The sequence below is a fragment of the Burkholderia sp. FL-7-2-10-S1-D7 genome (assembly GCF_001524185.1).
In the GTDB taxonomy this organism is placed as follows: Bacteria; Pseudomonadota; Gammaproteobacteria; order Burkholderiales; family Burkholderiaceae; genus Burkholderia; species Burkholderia diffusa.
This window is the reverse complement of sequence record NZ_LOWY01000074.1, coordinates 161,275-176,650: the sequence shown is the minus strand read 5'-3', so window position 1 is coordinate 176,650 and position 15,376 is coordinate 161,275. Positions and strand designations below refer to the sequence as shown.

15 protein-coding genes are annotated in these 15,376 nt (G+C 67.6%); 11 read left to right on the top strand and 4 right to left on the bottom strand.

Annotated features, from left to right (window positions below; translation table 11 throughout):
- The first annotated feature begins 138 nt into the window (after window positions 1–138).
- Window positions 139–759, top strand: a complete 621-nt coding sequence (locus WS75_RS23120; protein WP_059683507.1) for a TetR/AcrR family transcriptional regulator — start codon at window positions 139–141, stop codon at window positions 757–759.
- An 81-nt stretch (window positions 760–840) separates the two neighbouring features.
- On the opposite strand, the gene WS75_RS23115 is transcribed toward WS75_RS23120, so the two are convergent.
- Window positions 841–2,574, bottom strand: a complete 1,734-nt coding sequence (locus tag WS75_RS23115) for a ClcB-like voltage-gated chloride channel protein (RefSeq protein ID WP_218919285.1) — start codon at window positions 2,572–2,574, stop codon at window positions 841–843.
- Window positions 2,575–2,689: 115 nt separating this feature from the next.
- The gene (locus WS75_RS23110; protein ID WP_059683502.1) at window positions 2,690–3,766 is read right to left on the bottom strand and encodes a YeiH family protein; all 1,077 of its coding nucleotides are present in this window, start codon (window positions 3,764–3,766) and stop codon (window positions 2,690–2,692) included.
- Between the two features lie 111 nt (window positions 3,767–3,877).
- Between WS75_RS23110 and WS75_RS23105 the strand changes: the two genes are divergently transcribed.
- From WS75_RS23105 to WS75_RS23070, 8 genes are all read left to right on the top strand, one after another.
- Window positions 3,878–4,771, top strand: a complete 894-nt coding sequence (locus WS75_RS23105) for a LysR family transcriptional regulator (protein WP_059683500.1) — start codon at window positions 3,878–3,880, stop codon at window positions 4,769–4,771.
- Between the two features lie 152 nt (window positions 4,772–4,923).
- The gene (locus tag WS75_RS23100) at window positions 4,924–5,688 is read left to right on the top strand and encodes a TIM barrel protein (protein WP_059683497.1); all 765 of its coding nucleotides are present in this window, start codon (window positions 4,924–4,926) and stop codon (window positions 5,686–5,688) included.
- Window positions 5,689–5,716: 28 nt separating this feature from the next.
- A complete protein-coding gene (locus tag WS75_RS23095; RefSeq protein ID WP_059683495.1) occupies window positions 5,717–6,709 on the top strand; it encodes a sugar kinase in 993 nt (330 codons plus the stop codon).
- Between the two features lie 255 nt (window positions 6,710–6,964).
- Window positions 6,965–8,245, top strand: coding sequence for an MFS transporter (locus WS75_RS23090; protein ID WP_059683492.1), 1,281 nt, complete (start codon window positions 6,965–6,967; stop codon window positions 8,243–8,245).
- 5 nt (window positions 8,246–8,250) lie between these two features.
- A complete protein-coding gene (locus WS75_RS23085; RefSeq protein WP_059683738.1) occupies window positions 8,251–9,216 on the top strand; it encodes a 2-hydroxyacid dehydrogenase in 966 nt (321 codons plus the stop codon).
- 311 nt (window positions 9,217–9,527) lie between these two features.
- Window positions 9,528–10,571, top strand: coding sequence for a LacI family DNA-binding transcriptional regulator (locus tag WS75_RS23080; RefSeq protein WP_059683490.1), 1,044 nt, complete (start codon window positions 9,528–9,530; stop codon window positions 10,569–10,571).
- Between the two features lie 54 nt (window positions 10,572–10,625).
- A complete protein-coding gene (locus WS75_RS23075) occupies window positions 10,626–11,414 on the top strand; it encodes a YhfC family intramembrane metalloprotease (protein WP_059683488.1) in 789 nt (262 codons plus the stop codon).
- A gap of 13 nt (window positions 11,415–11,427) precedes the next feature.
- On the top strand, window positions 11,428–11,790 hold the full coding sequence (locus WS75_RS23070; RefSeq protein WP_059683486.1) for a DUF3022 domain-containing protein: 363 nt from the start codon (window positions 11,428–11,430) through the stop codon (window positions 11,788–11,790).
- A 52-nt stretch (window positions 11,791–11,842) separates the two neighbouring features.
- Here WS75_RS23070 and WS75_RS23065 read toward each other — a convergent pair whose 3' ends face one another.
- The gene (locus WS75_RS23065) at window positions 11,843–12,274 is read right to left on the bottom strand and encodes a PGDYG domain-containing protein (RefSeq protein WP_059683483.1); all 432 of its coding nucleotides are present in this window, start codon (window positions 12,272–12,274) and stop codon (window positions 11,843–11,845) included.
- A gap of 129 nt (window positions 12,275–12,403) precedes the next feature.
- Window positions 12,404–12,949, bottom strand: a complete 546-nt coding sequence (locus WS75_RS23060) for a Spy/CpxP family protein refolding chaperone (protein ID WP_059683481.1) — start codon at window positions 12,947–12,949, stop codon at window positions 12,404–12,406.
- 327 nt (window positions 12,950–13,276) lie between these two features.
- Here WS75_RS23060 and WS75_RS23055 point away from each other — a divergent pair, with 327 nt between their 5' ends.
- Both WS75_RS23055 and WS75_RS23050 read left to right on the top strand, forming a co-directional pair.
- Window positions 13,277–13,741, top strand: coding sequence for an Lrp/AsnC family transcriptional regulator (locus WS75_RS23055; protein WP_006481526.1), 465 nt, complete (start codon window positions 13,277–13,279; stop codon window positions 13,739–13,741).
- Between the two features lie 442 nt (window positions 13,742–14,183).
- Complete coding sequence (locus WS75_RS23050; RefSeq protein WP_040144221.1) at window positions 14,184–15,284, top strand: saccharopine dehydrogenase family protein; 1,101 nt, start codon at window positions 14,184–14,186, stop codon at window positions 15,282–15,284.
- Window positions 15,285–15,376: the final 92 nt, after the last annotated feature.

Here is a 15,376-nt window from a genome sequence, read left to right as displayed (position 1 = left end):
TTGCCCCGAGTGGCGCCGGCCCGGCGCCCACGAACACAGCCGAACAAGGTCGTTCGGAAACTGTGGCGGATTCTAATACACACCTGTATCTGAGTGCAAAGATGAATTTGAAAGGGAGTTGGTGCTAGACTGCGCGCCATGAAACCACAGCGTTTAACTCGCGAGCAGAGCAGGGACCAGACGCGCGAACGTCTGCTGAATGCCGCGCATCGTATTTTTATGAAGAAAGGCTATGTCGCCGCGAGCGTCGAGGACATCGCGGCGGCGGCCGGCTATACGCGCGGCGCGTTTTATTCGAATTTCCGCAGCAAGTCGGAACTGCTGCTCGAACTGCTCGAGCGCGACCATGATTCGGTGCGGGCCGATTTCGAGGCGATCTTCGAGGTAGGCGGCACGCGCGAGCAGATGGAGTCGATGGCGCTCGCGTACTACCGCACGCTGTTTCGCGACGACGAATATTCGCTGCTGTGGGGCGAGGCGAAGCTGCAGGCGGCGCGCGACGCGAAGTTTCGCGTGCGCTTCAACCAGTTCCTGCATGGCAAGCGGCTGCAGATGGCCGAATTCATCCAGCGCTTCGCCGAGCGCGCGGGCACACCGCTGCTGCTGCCGGCCGAGACGCTCGCGTTCGGGCTGATGTGCCTGTGCGACGGCGTGCAGTCGTACTACACGGCCGATCCGCAGCACGTATCGGCCGACGTGGCCGAATCGGTGCTCGCGGGGTTTTTCGCACGGGTCGTGCTGGGGCGCGCGCCGGACTGAACGATCCGGCAGTCGGTCGGCGCCGACGGCGCCGCGAGCGAGGATGCAGCGCGCCTTATCGCGCGCCGCCCCCCGTTTCTGTCAACGCTCGCCGGTCATTCGCCGATACGCGTCGAGCAGCGATGTCTTGTAGACGACGCCGGCGAGCGTCGGCTCGGCCTCGCTTTCGATCACCGGCAGCCGTTCGCCCTGGAACGCCATGAAGCGTTCGAGCGCGGTCGCGAGCGGCATGTCGGGCGTGAGCAGCGGAAACGGCGTATGCGCGTAGTGCGCGGCCGTCTTGTCGGTCGTGTCGCGCTTGTCGAGCAGGTCGGACGTGATGTCCTTCAATGCGACCGCGCCGCGGAAGCGCCCGGCGTCGTCGGTCACGTACAGATACTTCACCGGATACTCGAGAAACACGCGCGTCATGTCGGCGACGCTCGCGGCGAGCGGCACGACCGTCTGCGCGGGCTGGATCAGCTCGCGCATCTGGGTGGTGCGCAACCGCAGCCGTTCCTGCGCGTCCTGGTGGTGGCGCAGCGTGATCTCGTACATCGACGTCGTGCCGGTCGCACGCGCGACGAAATAGGCGAACACGCATGACACCAGCAGCGGCAGCACGACCTGGTAACTGAGCGTCATCTCGAAGATCATCAGGATCGCCATCAGCGGCGCCTGCGTCGCGCCGGCCATGAACGCCCCCATGCCGACCATCGCATACGCGAAATACGCGGACGTGTGGCCGGGCCACAGCGCGTTCATCGCGAGCCCGAACAGCGAGCCGAACACGGCCCCGACGAATAGCGTCGGCGTGAACACGCCGCCGACCGCGCCCGAGCCGGCCGTCGCGGCGGTCGCGATCACCTTGAACACCAGCACCGCGACGAGCGCCTGCCAGGTCCACGGCGAATGCAGGATCTGGTTCACGACGCTATAGCCGTTGCCCCACACGTCCGGAATCCACACCGAGATCACGCCGACCACGAGGCCGCCGAGCGCGAGCCGCACCGGCAGTGGCACGGGCAGCCGCTTGAACTGGTTCTTCGATGCATCGAGCAGGTGCAGGAACTGCGGCGCGAGCACGCCGCACAGCGCGCCGAGCACGACGAACAGCAGCACCTCGGGGCCCGTCACGGCCGGAAACACCGGCATCTCGTACGGCGGCCGGTAGCCGGCGAATTCCCGCATCACGATGTTCGCGACGACGGATGCGACGACCATCGGCCCGAAGCTCTCCATCGCGATCGTGCCCAGCACGATTTCGGACACGAAGAACGCGCCGGCAATCGGCGCGTTGTATGCGGACGTGATGCCGGCCGCCGCGCCGCACGCGACGAGCAGCCGCAGGCGCGGCGGGTCGAAGTGCACGAAGCGGCCGACCAGCGACGCGGTGAGCGCCGCGAGCTGCACCATCGGGCCTTCGCGGCCGATCGAGCCGCCGCTGCCGATCGTCAGCAGCGACGACATGCTGCGCCACAGGCTCTGCCGCACCGGCACGACGCCGTCGCCGAGCGCGACGGCTTCCATGTAGTCGGTGTTGCCGGATTTCCGGACGCCGCGCGTCGCGAGCAGCAGCACGCAGCCGGCCAGGAAGCCGCCCGCGGCCGGCATCCAGAATCGCACGTACCACGGCAGGCTTCTCGCCATCTGCACGAAGCTGCCGCTGTGTCCGGAGATCAGGCGCTGCATCAGGTCGATGCCTTCGCGAAACGCGATGGTGGCGAAGGCGCCGCCGACGCCGACGATGGCCGACCAGATCAGCATCGTATGGGCGTCCGACAGGCGGAACAGCGTCTGGGCGCGAGTGCGCAGCTTCAGCAGGAACGAGAGCACGGCTGAAAGAGGGTGATGAAAAGGACGAAGGAAAACGACGCGAAGCATAGCACTGCGCCGCGCCCGCGGGACCTTCCCGTCGGGCGCGGCGCGTGTCGCGGCGTGGATGCGCGGCTCAGCCAAGCCAGTGCTGCACGGCCCAGGTGATCCCGTAGCCGCCGGCGATCAGCCAGACGTTCAAGATCAGGCCGGTGGTCAGGGCCCGCGGGCCGGCCTCGCGGATCTGCGACACGCGGGTCTCGATGCCGAGCGCGGTCATCGCCATCGTCAGCGCGAAGGTGTCGAACACGTTCAGCGTGTGCGTGACGTCGGCGGGCAGTACGTTCAGCGAATTGACGATCACGAAGCCGAGGAAGCCGAGCGCGAACCACGGCACCGCCACCTTGCGCTTGCCTTGCGCGCCGTCGGCGCTTGCACCGGCCGAGCGTGCGGAGCGGGCGAGCCACCAGCCGAGCGTGAGCAGCACCGGCACCAGCAGCATCACACGGGTCATCTTCACGATCGTCGCGACGTGCGCGACCTGCGGGCTGATGTCGCTCGCCGCGCCGACCACCTGCGCGACCTCGTGGATCGTGCCGCCGAAGAACAGGCCGAGGCCGGTCGGGTCGAGATTGAGCAGGCCGGCGTGATACGCGAGCGGGTAGAGGAACATCGACAGCGTGCCGAACAGCACCACGCTGCCCACGGCCATCGCGCTCTGATGCGGCTTCGACTGCAGCGTCGACTCGAACGCGAGCACGGCGGCCGCGCCGCAGATCGCGCTGCCGGCGGCGGTCAGGAGCGCCGCGTCGCGATCGAGCTTCATCACCTTCATGCCGACCCAGGTGCCGATCGCGAGTGTGCTCACGACGACCAGCACCGACACCGTCAGGCCCGGCAGGCCGACCTGCGCGATCTCCTGCAGGCTCACGCGCAGGCCGAAGAACGCGACCGCGATGCGCAGCAGCTTGCGCGCGGAAAAGTTGACGCCGGCCGCCCAGCTCGCGGGCATGCCGTCACGCAGGGCGTTGCCGTACAGCGCGCCTGCGACGATGCCGACGATCAGCGGTGACAGGCCGAGCCCGGCGATCGCCGGAAGTTGCGACAGGCTGGTGACGGCGGCGGCGAACAGCGCGACGAACAGCACGCCGTTCAACTGGCCGCGCATCGACGGAGCGGCGTGGTTGAGATGGGGAGTCGGAGCAGTGGACATGGGGCACCGTGATGAAACAGGTTGCGATGGCCTAATCCTAAATTCGTTATATCGATATGAGAAATTGTAATTTGTGACGTAAACTATCCGGAAAGCCGATAATTCATCCCCATGACCCCGGATCAACTGATAACGTTCGCGGCCGTCGCCGAACATCTGAACATCAGCCGCGCTGCGCTGGCGCTGCATCTGTCGCAGCCGGCCGTGTCGGGCCAGCTGCGGCTGCTGCAGGACGAGTTCGGCGAGCCGCTGTACCAGCGCGAGGGCCGCGGCATCCGCCTGACGCCGGTCGGCGAACAGCTCGCGCAGTATGCCAAGGCGCAGCGCGACACATTCGCGCAGGCGCGCGCGTTTCGCGACGCCGTGCGCGGGCTCGACGCCGGCACGCTGCGGATCGGCGCGAGCACGACGCCCGCCAGCTACCTGCTGCCGTACCTGATCGCGGCGTTCCAGCCGCGCGTGCCGCGGGTGGCGATTCACACGATGAGCGGCAATACGGCCGACGTGGTTGCGGCGCTGGCGTCGCTCGACATCGCGATGATCGAAGGGCCGCCCGGCGAGGCGCTGCCGCCCGGCACCGCCGTGCATGCGTGGCACGAGGACGAGATCGTCGCGGTCGTGCCGGCCGGACATCCGCTCGCCGCGCCCGAGTACGAAGCCGGCGTCACGCTCGACGCACTCGCCGCGCATCCGCTCGTGCTGCGCGAGGAGGGTTCCGGCGTGCGCCAGCTCGTCGAACGCGCGTTCGCGCATGGCGGCGCGCCGATGCGCGTCGCGTTCGAGATTGCGGGCGTCGAGGCCGTGAAAGAGGCCGTGCGCGCGGGGATGGGCGTCGGATTCGTCTCCGCGATGTCGCTGCGCCACGAGGACGCGGCGCTCGTGCCGCGCTCGCTGGCTCCCGCGCCGCTCACGCGCCATTTCTCGATCCTCGTGCCGCACGGCGCCGCGCCGTCGCGGGTGGCTGCCCAGTTCCTCGACATGTGCATCACGCACGACGAAAAATAGCCGTCGATGGGGGCCCGGAACACCGGATGCACGTGCCCGGGCGCGCGGCGGCACGTCCTAGGGATTTCCTCTATGGCGTGCGCCGAACGCGAAGCGCACCATCCGTCTCAAGCAAATGGAACCGGTTCCATTCAAGTGAAAAAAGGGCAGAAATGGCAGACATCGTGATCGTGGCGAGCGCATTCGGGATGGACCGCGTGCGTCAGGAGGGCCACCGTGCATTCATCGCGACCGCGGCCGCATCCGGGGCGACCGGCTTCGAGGTACGGCGCGAGCTGTTCGCATCGGACGACGATGCGACGCCCGGCGCGCTCGCCGCGCTCGGCACGGCACTCGCCGCGCACGGGCTCTGGTCGGTCTATTCGACGCCGGCCACGTTGTACACGGAAACCGGCGCGCTCGATGCCGACGCGTTGCGCGACACGCTCACGGAAGCCGACGCGCTCGGCGCGCGCTTCGTCAAGTTCCAGCTCGGCGGCTTCGCCGGCGACGCGCATGCGTCCGAGATCGTTGCGCTGTCGCGCGGCGCGCGTGCCCGCGTGGTGGTCGAGAACGGCCAGTTGCCGGTGGGCGGCGCGCTAGCTCAATTCAGCGGGCTGTTCGCCGCGTTGACCGAAGCGGGCGTGCCCGATGCGCTCGGCATGACGTTCGACATCGGCAACTGGCAGTGGCCGGGCGAAGCGCCGCTCGCGTGCGCGCACGCGCTCGCGCCGCATGTGGAATACATTCATTGCAAGGCAGTCGCTGGCGAGGGCGCGCGCCGTTTCGCGGTGGCGCCGGCGCCGGGCGACACGCTCGTCACGGGCGTGCTCGCGGCCCTGCCGCAAGCGGCGCCGCGCGGCATCGAATTTCCGTTCGATGCCAACGACCTGGCGGGCGATGCCGGCCGGCGCGTGGCGTGGCTTGCCGCCGCGTGACGCAGGAAGGATACGGAGGAATTCATTCATGAAGGCAGCACTCGATGTCGTGACCTACGGTGAAGCGATGGCGATGTTCGTCGCCGCCGAGCCCGGCCACCTCGCGCAGGCGGCGCAATTCACGAAGCGGATCGCGGGCGCGGACCTGAACGTCGCGATCGGCCTGTCGCGGCTCGGTTTCCGGGTCGGCTGGATGAGCCGGGTGGGCCGTGATTCGTTCGGCAGTTACGTGCTCGACACGCTGGCGCGCGAACGCATCGACGCATCGTGCGTGACCGTCGATCCGCGCTATCCGACCGGCTTTCAGTTGAAGTCGCGTAACGACGACGGCAGCGACCCGACCGTCGAATATTTCCGCAAGGGCTCGGCCGCGAGCCACCTGTCGTGCGACGACTACGTGGCCGACTACGTGCTCGGCGCGCGTCACCTGCACCTGACGGGCGTCGCGCCGGCGATCTCCGCGACGTCGTGCGAACTCGCTTTCCACCTGGCGCGCGAGATGCGCGCGGCCGGCAAGACGATCTCGTTCGATCCGAACCTGCGCCCGACGCTGTGGCCGTCCGCCGACGTGATGGCGAAGACGCTGAACGCGCTCGCGACGCTCGCCGACTGGGTGCTGCCAGGCCTCGCCGAAGGGCAGCAGCTCACCGGCCACGACACGCCGGCCGATATCGCGGGCTTCTACCTGGCACAGGGTGCGCGCGGCGTGGTGATCAAGCTGGGCGCCGAGGGTGCGTACTTCCGCACGGCCGACGGCCGCGAGGGCGTGGTCGCGGGCGAGCGCGTCGCGAACGTGGTCGACACGGTCGGTGCCGGCGACGGGTTCGCGGTCGGCGTGGTCAGCGCGCTGCTGGAAGGTCGGTCCGTCGAGCACGCGGTCGCGCGCGGCAACCGCATCGGGGCGCTCGCGATCCAGGTGATCGGCGATTCGGAAGGCCTGCCGACCCGTGAGGCACTTGATCGGCTCGAAAACGTCAGCAATCGCGCCGATCGCTTAGAGGAAAGCGTCACCGCGCAATGAGAGGCCGGACACGGCACAATCCGCGGACCCATTTCGTGCTTCGTGCACGGTTTTGCATGAGGCCGGAGCAGGCGCCGATGCGCCGACGCCGGTCGATTCCCGAAAGGACGGGACGGGGGTTGGCGCTGAAGTGCCAACTCCCGTCGACCGCCGCAGGGCAAGAGTAAGCGCTGAAGCGCCAACTCGTGCCAACAGCGGCATGGGACGGGAGTAAGCGCTGAAGCGCCAACTCCCGTCGACATAGGAGACACACTGATGGCAGCCAATCTCGCAGCACGACGCTGGTGGACGATCATGCCGATCGTCTTCATCACCTACAGCCTCGCTTATCTCGACCGCGCAAACTACGGGTTCGCGGCAGCGGCCGGCATCAACCAGGACCTCGGGATCAGCAAGGGCCTGTCGTCGCTGATCGGCGCGCTGTTCTTCCTCGGCTACTTCTTCTTCCAGATTCCGGGTGCGATCTACGCGGAGCGCCGCAGCGTCAAGAAGCTCGTGTTCGCGAGCCTCGTGCTGTGGGGCGCTTGCGCCGCGCTCACGGGCGTCGTCACCAACATCCCGTCGCTGATGGTGATCCGCTTCATGCTCGGCGTGGTCGAAGCGGCCGTGATGCCGGCGATGCTCATCTACATCAGCAACTGGTTCACGAAGAACGAACGCTCGCGCGCGAACACGTTCCTGATCCTCGGCAATCCGGTCACCGTGCTCTGGATGTCGATCGTGTCAGGCTATCTCGTGCACGAATTCGGCTGGCGCCACATGTTCATCGCCGAAGGCGTGCCGGCCATCATCTGGGCCGTGTGCTGGTGGTTCCTCGTGCAGGACAAGCCGGCCGATTCGCCGTGGCTCACCGCACAGGAAAAGAGCGACCTCGCTGCCGCGCTCGCAGCCGAACAGGCGGCGATCAAGCCCGTGCGCAACTACGGCGAGGCGTTCCGTTCGCCGGCGGTGATCAAGCTGTGCGCGCAATACTTTTGCTGGAGCATCGGCGTGTACGGCTTCGTGCTGTGGCTGCCGTCGATCGTCAAGAACGGCTCCGAGCTCGGCATGGTCGCGACCGGATGGCTGTCGGCGCTGCCGTACCTCGCGGCGACGATCGCGATGCTGGTCGCGTCGTGGGCGTCCGACAAGGTCGGTTCGCGCCGCGGCTTCGTGTGGCCGTTCCTGCTGGTCGGCGCGGCCGCGTTCGCCGCGTCGTATGCGCTCGGCTCGTCGCATTTCTGGATCTCGTATGCGCTGCTGGTCGTCGCGGGCGCCGCGATGTACGCGCCGTACGGCCCGTTTTTCGCGATCGTCCCGGAACTGCTGCCGAAGAACGTCGCCGGCGGCGCAATGGCGCTGATCAACAGCATGGGTGCGCTCGGCTCGTTCGTCGGCTCGTATTTCGTCGGCTACCTGAACGGGGCGACCGGGTCGCCCGTCGCATCGTATGCGTTCATGAGCGCCGCGCTCGTGGCCGCGGTGATCCTCACGCTGTCCGTGAAACCCCAGGCGCGCGATGCGCATCCGCTCGCGACGCCGCTGCAAGGAAAATGAAAACGATGAAGCCTCGTATCGTCGCGTACAAGCCGCTACCCGATGACGTGCTCGCGTACCTGCGCGAGCATGCGGAAGTCGTGCAGGCCGACGGCGCCGACGCGCTCGCCGATGCCCTCGGCGACGCGGACGGCGCGATCGGCGCGAGCCTGAAGGTCACGCCGCAGATGCTCGATCGCGCACCGCGGCTGAAGGCCTGGTCGACGATCTCGGTCGGCTACGACAACTTCGACGTCGCGGATCTCACGCGGCGCGGCATCGTGCTCGCGCATACGCCCGACGTGCTGACGGAATCGACCGCCGATACCGTGTTCTCGCTGATCCTCGCGTCCGCGCGGCGCGTGGTCGAACTGGCGGAATGGGTGAAGGCCGGCCACTGGCATCGTAGTATCGGCCCCGATCTGTACGGCACCGACGTGCAGGGCAAGACGCTCGGCATCGTCGGGCTCGGGCGGATCGGCGGCGCGGTCGCGCGCCGCGCGGCGCTCGGTTTCCGGATGCAGGTGCTGTACGCGAACCGTTCCGCGAACGCCGAAGCCGAGACGCAGTACGGCGCCCGCCGCGTGACGCTCGACCAATTGCTCGCGCAGTCGGATTTCGTGTGCCTGCAGGTGCCGTTGTCGCCGGAAACGCGTCACCTGATCGGCGCGGCCGAATTCGCGAAGATGAAGCGCGGCGCGATCCTGATCAACGCATCGCGCGGGCAGGTGGTCGACGAGGCCGCACTGGTCGACGCGCTGCGCGCGGGCACGATCCGCGGCGCGGGGCTCGACGTGTTCGAGACGGAGCCGTTGCCGGCGGATTCCCCGCTGCTGCGGATGAACAATGTCGTCGCGCTGCCGCATATCGGCTCGGCGACGCACGAGACGCGCCATGCGATGGCGCGCTGCGCCGCGGAAAACCTGGTCGGCGCGCTGGCCGGGACGCTGCGCACGAACCTCGTCAATCCCGACGCGCTCGCGCGCGCCTGAGCGGGGCCGGTCAGCCGGCGGGGTTAGAGGCGATGGTCTTGGTAGCGGAGGGCAGGCTGCGTTATGATCGCCCGCTCGTCGCATCGACGACCCGGCCATGCGGCCGGCGGCGTTCGGCGACGGGCATCCGTGCCAGGTCCGGTGCGGCCGATCGCCATGCGTGCCAGGCGACCGGAGCAGGCGCGAACGCGCCGGCTTCGATCGACAGCGAAGCAGGGGGGGCGGCGGCGTCCACCGGGTGGCTTTCGTATCCAACAACAAAGGTCCGTCCGCACACGAAGCGGCGCGGATCGTACGTCGCGAGGCACGACTTGAGCGATTCGCAACCTTCCACGCAGCGTCCGGCGACGATCAGCGACGTCGCACGCGAAGCCGGCACGGGCAAGACCAGCGTTTCGCGCTATCTGAACGGCGAGACGCACGTGCTGTCCGCCGATCTGCGCCAGCGGATCGAGACGGCGATCGCGCGCCTCAACTACCGGCCGAACCAGATGGCGCGCGGGCTGAAGCGCGGCCGCAACCGGCTGCTCGGCATGCTCGCGGCCGACCTGACCAATCCGTATACCGTCGAAGTGCTGCAGGGCGTCGAGGCCGCGTGCCACGCGCTCGGCTACATGCCGCTCATCTGTCACGCGGCCAACGAGGTCGAGATGGAACGGCGCTTCCTGCAGCTGCTGACGACCTACCGGGTCGAAGGGCTGATCGTCAACGCGCTCGGCGCGGACGAAGACGTGCTGCGCCCGCTGCGCGGCGCCGGCATTCCGGCCGTGCTCGTCGACCGGACGGTCGAGGGCTTCGAGGCCGACCTGATCGGGCTCGACAATTCCGATGCGATCGAGACGGCGATCGCGCACCTGGTCGCGCGCGGCTTCGATGCGATCCATTTCGTCGTGCAGCCGTTCGAGCGTGTCAGTTCGCGGCGCCTGCGCGAGGCCGCGTTTCGCGCGGCGCTCGACGCCCGCGGGCTGCCGGTGCCGCCGACGGTCGTGCTCGAGCTGAACGAGCCCGCCGCGGCGGCGGCGGCGCTTGCCGACCTCGACGCGCGCATCGACGACGCGATGCGGCGCGGCGTGCGTGCGGCGCTGTTTGCCGCCAACGCACCGGTCGCGCTCGCGATCGCGCGCCATCTGCGCGCGCGTTTCGGCGCGGCGTGGCAGGAAAAGGCCGCGCTGTTGTCGATCGACGATCCGGAATGGGCCGAACTGATCGGCATCACGACGATTCGCCAGCCGACCTACGAGATCGGCTACAAGGCGGTCGAATTCGTGCACGAGCGCATCGACGGCGCGGCCGGCGACGTGCGCGTCGCGTTGCTGCCGGGCGAGCTGATTGCGCGCGCGTCGACCGCAAGCTGAGTATCATTCGGGGCACGGCGCGCGTCAGGTGCGCTGCCCCGAACAAGGAAATTCATGACTGTCGCTCCCGTCACGCTGGCGGTGCTGATCGCCGCCACGCTGATCATCGCGCTACTGCCGTTCGTTCTCTTCCGTATTCTGCGCAAGCCACTTTCGCTCGACCGCCGCGACACGATCGTCGGCGTCGCCGTCTTCACGCTGTTCGCGATGATCGTCGAACGCGCCTTCCATGGCCTCGTGCTGAGCCAGACGCCCGCTGGCGGCTGGCTCACACAGCCGCTCGCGTTCGTCGCGTACAGCGCGCTCGCGACTGCCGTGTTCGAGGAAGTCGGCCGCTATCTCGGGTTCCGGTTCCTGAACCGCCGCTACGGCGCGTCGGCCGGCGACGGGCGCGGCATCGGCTACGGGATCGGCCACGCCGGTGCCGAAGCCTGGTTCGTCGGCGTGCTCGTATGGGGCCAGTGGTCGTATCTTGCGTGGCTCGCGAGCCGCGGCCAGCTCGAGACGCAGCTCGCGGATCTGCCGGGCGACACCGTCGTGCGGCTGCACGTGATGCTGGCGACGCTGTCGGCACAGTCGATCCTGCTGTTGCTGCTCGAGCGTTGCTCGGCGTTCGTGGTGCAACTCGCGCTGTCGGTGCTGGTCTGGCGCGGCGTGCGCGCCGGCCGCGCGGGCGTGCTGCCGCTCGCGATCGTGCTGCATGCGCTGGCGGTCGCGCCGGCGCTGCTGTATCAGGTGCGCGTGCTGCCGGCCGGATCGCTCGAGGCCGTGTATTTCGTGCTGGCCGCGATCCTGGTCGCCGTGCTGGCGAAGACGTGCCGGTCGCCGCGTGCGGCGGCCTGACGGGAGAGGCGGAATGGACGACTATCTGATCGAATGCCAGAGCGCCGAATTCGACGCGCTCGCGCGCGTGATTTGCGATCTCTTTCCGGAGCAGACGCGCTTTACAGAAAGCAGCGACGAACGCGGACGCTTCCTGTCCGTGCAGTGGCTCGCGATGCGTTTCGGTTCGACGCCGAAACGGATGACGCTCGACATTCGCATCGTGCCGGCCGCGCTGGCGCGCTATCTGGCGCTCAGGCCGATGCAGCGCGCCCGCAGCCATGCGGTGCTGCATGCGTACACGGAAGCGATGCTGGGCTCGCTCGAGGAGCGGCACGCGGCCGGCGAGGCCGTCGAGCGCGACGCGGAACTCGAACTCGACGAAGACTTCGCCTGAACCTTGACGTGAACGAGCGCGCCGGCGCGATGCCGGCGTCGCGCGCTACGCGTTACGCGTCGCGGTAGACCTGCGCGAAACGCTGCGCCTGGACGACGCCGTAGTCGCCGGGCGCATACTGCATCACCCAGTCGCCGGCGATGCCGCGCAGCGTGTCGCCGTTTTCCGAGCGGGCGATCGTGAACGGTTCGTCCATCCGGCGGGCGAGCACGACGGCCGGCCGGTTCCGGTAGGCGCCCGGCGCACCGTGCACGAGTGCCGGATCGGCGGGCAGGTATTTTGCGTCGAAGCGTGCGCGCGACACGACCCAGCGGTCGCCGGTCGAGCCGGTGATCAGCGCGTCGCCCGCGACATAGCGGTTCGGGCCTTCGAGGCTCATCAGTTCGCCGTCGGCCTCCGCGAATGCGACCGTGACGGTTTCGTCCTTCACGACGCGACGGGCCTGCGGGTCGGTACGCAGATCGAGGTGCTTGAGTTCGAGCATGGCGGGGGGAAGTGCGGGAAAAGCCGGGAGCTTATCCCGAATCCGGCGCGCCGTGTGACGCACCGGATTCCTGCGGGATGCGCGACGCCGTTCGCCCCGGACGGGCACGGTGGCGCCGGCAGGCGGGCGTCAGGGTTGTGCGGGCGCGCTGGCGGCCGGCGCGGCGGCCGCCTTGCCTTCCTTGCTCCGGGCCTTGCCCTTGCCGCGGTGCTCGCCGCCGTGATGCAGCCAGCTGCGGAACGTCGTGTCGGCGAGTGCCTTCTGGTCGGCCGGAAAGCTCTCGTAGAGCGGCGCGAATGCGTCGGCGAGCTTCTTCGCGCCGTCCGCGTTCGCCTGCGCGAGTTCCGCGTACTGCTTCATGTCGTCGACCGCGGACACGTTCTGGCTTTCCATCCGCATGCGATAGAGGCGGCCCATCGTGTCGCCATTTTCACGCATCGTGTCGGCGAACGTCTTCCATTGCGGTTCCTGCGCCGACGTGATCTTCAGTTGATCGTGCAGGTACTTGATGCGCTGCTCGATGCGCGCTTCGTGGCGCGCTGCGCGCTGTTCGGCGCTCGGGGCCGACGCCGCAGCCGCCATTGACGGAGCGGGCGCCGGCGGCTGCGCCGGCGTTTGCGCGAACGCGCTGGCTGCAACGGCGAGCGTAGCGAGGGTGAGCGAGATTTTCTTCATGATTGGCTCTCCGGGGTGGTGTCTTGCGAACGGGCGCGGCGGCAACTGCCGCAAGCGCGCCGCTCGCGTCGCACACTATTAGTAGCACGTTGCGTGCGGCGCGGCAGTGAATGCGACACTTGCTTACATCCGAAACGAATCGAAATTGAAAGGGACATAGTGGGCGGACGGCGTTCGATCGACGTCGGACGCCGCACGCGAACGAGGCAGGCGAGACGAACGCGTAAGCCCGTGACCGCATGCGATGCCGTTTGGGCGCACCGGCGTTCGGCGCTATCATCGCGTCACGTTCCATTTCGCCGGCGCGTTGCACGCCGGCCCAGCCTCATGCGTCCACCTCGTCTCGACCAACTCGACGACCTCGACCGGCAACTCGTCGCGCTGCTGCAAGCCGATGCGCGCGCAAGCGTCGCCGATCTCGCGCGACAGCTCGACGTCGCGCGCACGACGGTCGTCGCACGCATCGCGCGGCTCGAACGCACCAACGTGATCGCCGGCTACAGCGTCCGGCTCGGGCAGGACGTGCTCGACGCGAGCATTTACGCGTATGTCGGCATCATCCTCACGCCGAAGTTCGGCAAGGACGTGCTGCGCAAGCTCGACCGGATGCCTGAGGTGCAGTTGCTGTGCGCGGTGAGCGGCGAGTACGACTACGTCGCGTGGTTGCGTGCGGATTCGCCGGAGCGGCTCAACGACCTGCTCGACCAGATCGGCACGCTCGAAGGCGTAGAGCGCACGACGACGTCGATCATCCTGTCGCGCAAGATCGATCGCGGCACGATCGGCGGATGACGCATCGCATGCGGCGTCGCGTGTGACACCGCGGTGCGATTCGAATCGTCGCGCAGGCTTTTCCTCCTTTCCCTTCCCTTGATACCCGCCGCCGGCACTCGCCGCGAGGCGGGGCGTTGCGTCGCGCATCTGGACGCGAGCACGCATCGTTGCGTCGAATGCCGGCTTGCGCGCGAGCAGCGATTCATTCGCGTGCGCATCTTCCACCTTGCATGTTCCTTCGTACCCGTCCAAACGCGTCCATCGCGGCCCGTTTGCAGCGCGTCATATACGTGATTTTTAGATGATTTAGTCGTTGTGACGAAATGTGTCGTCATATCGTCGAATTAAACGGTCGTTTCGCATCATTCTTCGTCTTGGAACTGATTTTGCGCGTCCCTAAACTGTGTTCATGGCTCGACGCCGTACACCAACACCAAACTCATCATCAGGAGATAAGCGCATGAAAATCGCCATCGTCGGCGCAGGTCTGATCGGTCACACCATTGCTCACATGCTGCGTGAAACGGGCGACTACGAAGTGGTCGCGTTCGACCGCGACGCGGATGCGCTCGCCAAGCTGTCGCGTGAAGGCATCGCGACGCAGCGTGTCGATTCGGCCGATGCCAATGCGATCCGTGAAGCCGTGAAGGGCTTCGATGCGCTCGTCAACGCGCTGCCGTACTACCTTGCGGTCAACGTCGCCGCGGCGGCCAAGGCTGCCGGCGTCCATTACTTCGACCTGACCGAAGACGTGCGCGCGACCCACGCGATCCGCGAACTGGCGGATGGTTCGGACCGCGCGTTCATGCCGCAGTGCGGCCTCGCACCGGGCTTCATCGGCATCGCCGCACACGAGCTCGTGAACGGCTTCAGCGAAGTGCGCGACGTGAAGATGCGCGTCGGCGCGCTGCCCGAGTATCCGACCAACGCGCTGAAGTACAACCTGACGTGGAGCGTCGACGGCCTGATCAACGAATACTGCCAGCCGTGCGAAGCGATCCGTGACGGCCGCAAGCAGTGGGTGCAGCCGCTCGAAGGCCTCGAGCATTTCTCGCTCGACGGTACCGAATACGAAGCGTTCAACACGTCGGGCGGCCTGGGCACGCTGTGCGAGACGCTGTCGGGCAAGGTCGAGACGCTCGACTACAAGTCGGTGCGCTATCCGGGTCACCGCGAACTCGTGCAATTCCTGCTCGAGGATCTGCGCCTGTCGAGCGACCGCGACACGCTGAAGTCGATCATGCGCCGCGCGGTGCCGTCGACGAAGCAGGACGTCGTGCTCGTGTTCGTCACGGTGACGGGCGTGAAGGATGGCCAGCTCGTGCAGGACGTGTTCACGCGCAAGATTTTCGCGAAGGACGTGTGCGGGATGCACATGAGCGCGATCCAGATCACGACGGCCGGCGCGATGTGCGCGGTGCTGGATCTGTTCCGCGAAAAGAAGCTGCCGCAGAGCGGTTTCATCCCGCAGGAAAAGGTGTCGCTGAAGGCGTTCCTCGCGAACCGCTTCGGCAAGCTGTACGAAGGCGGCACGATGGAGCGCGTGCACGAAGTCGCCTGACGACGGGTCTCCGGCACGAGGGCCGTGCGACGCCGGGAGCGCAACAGCGCTTCCGGCGTTGTTTTTTTGAGCGAGTCGAAGCGAGTCGAAGC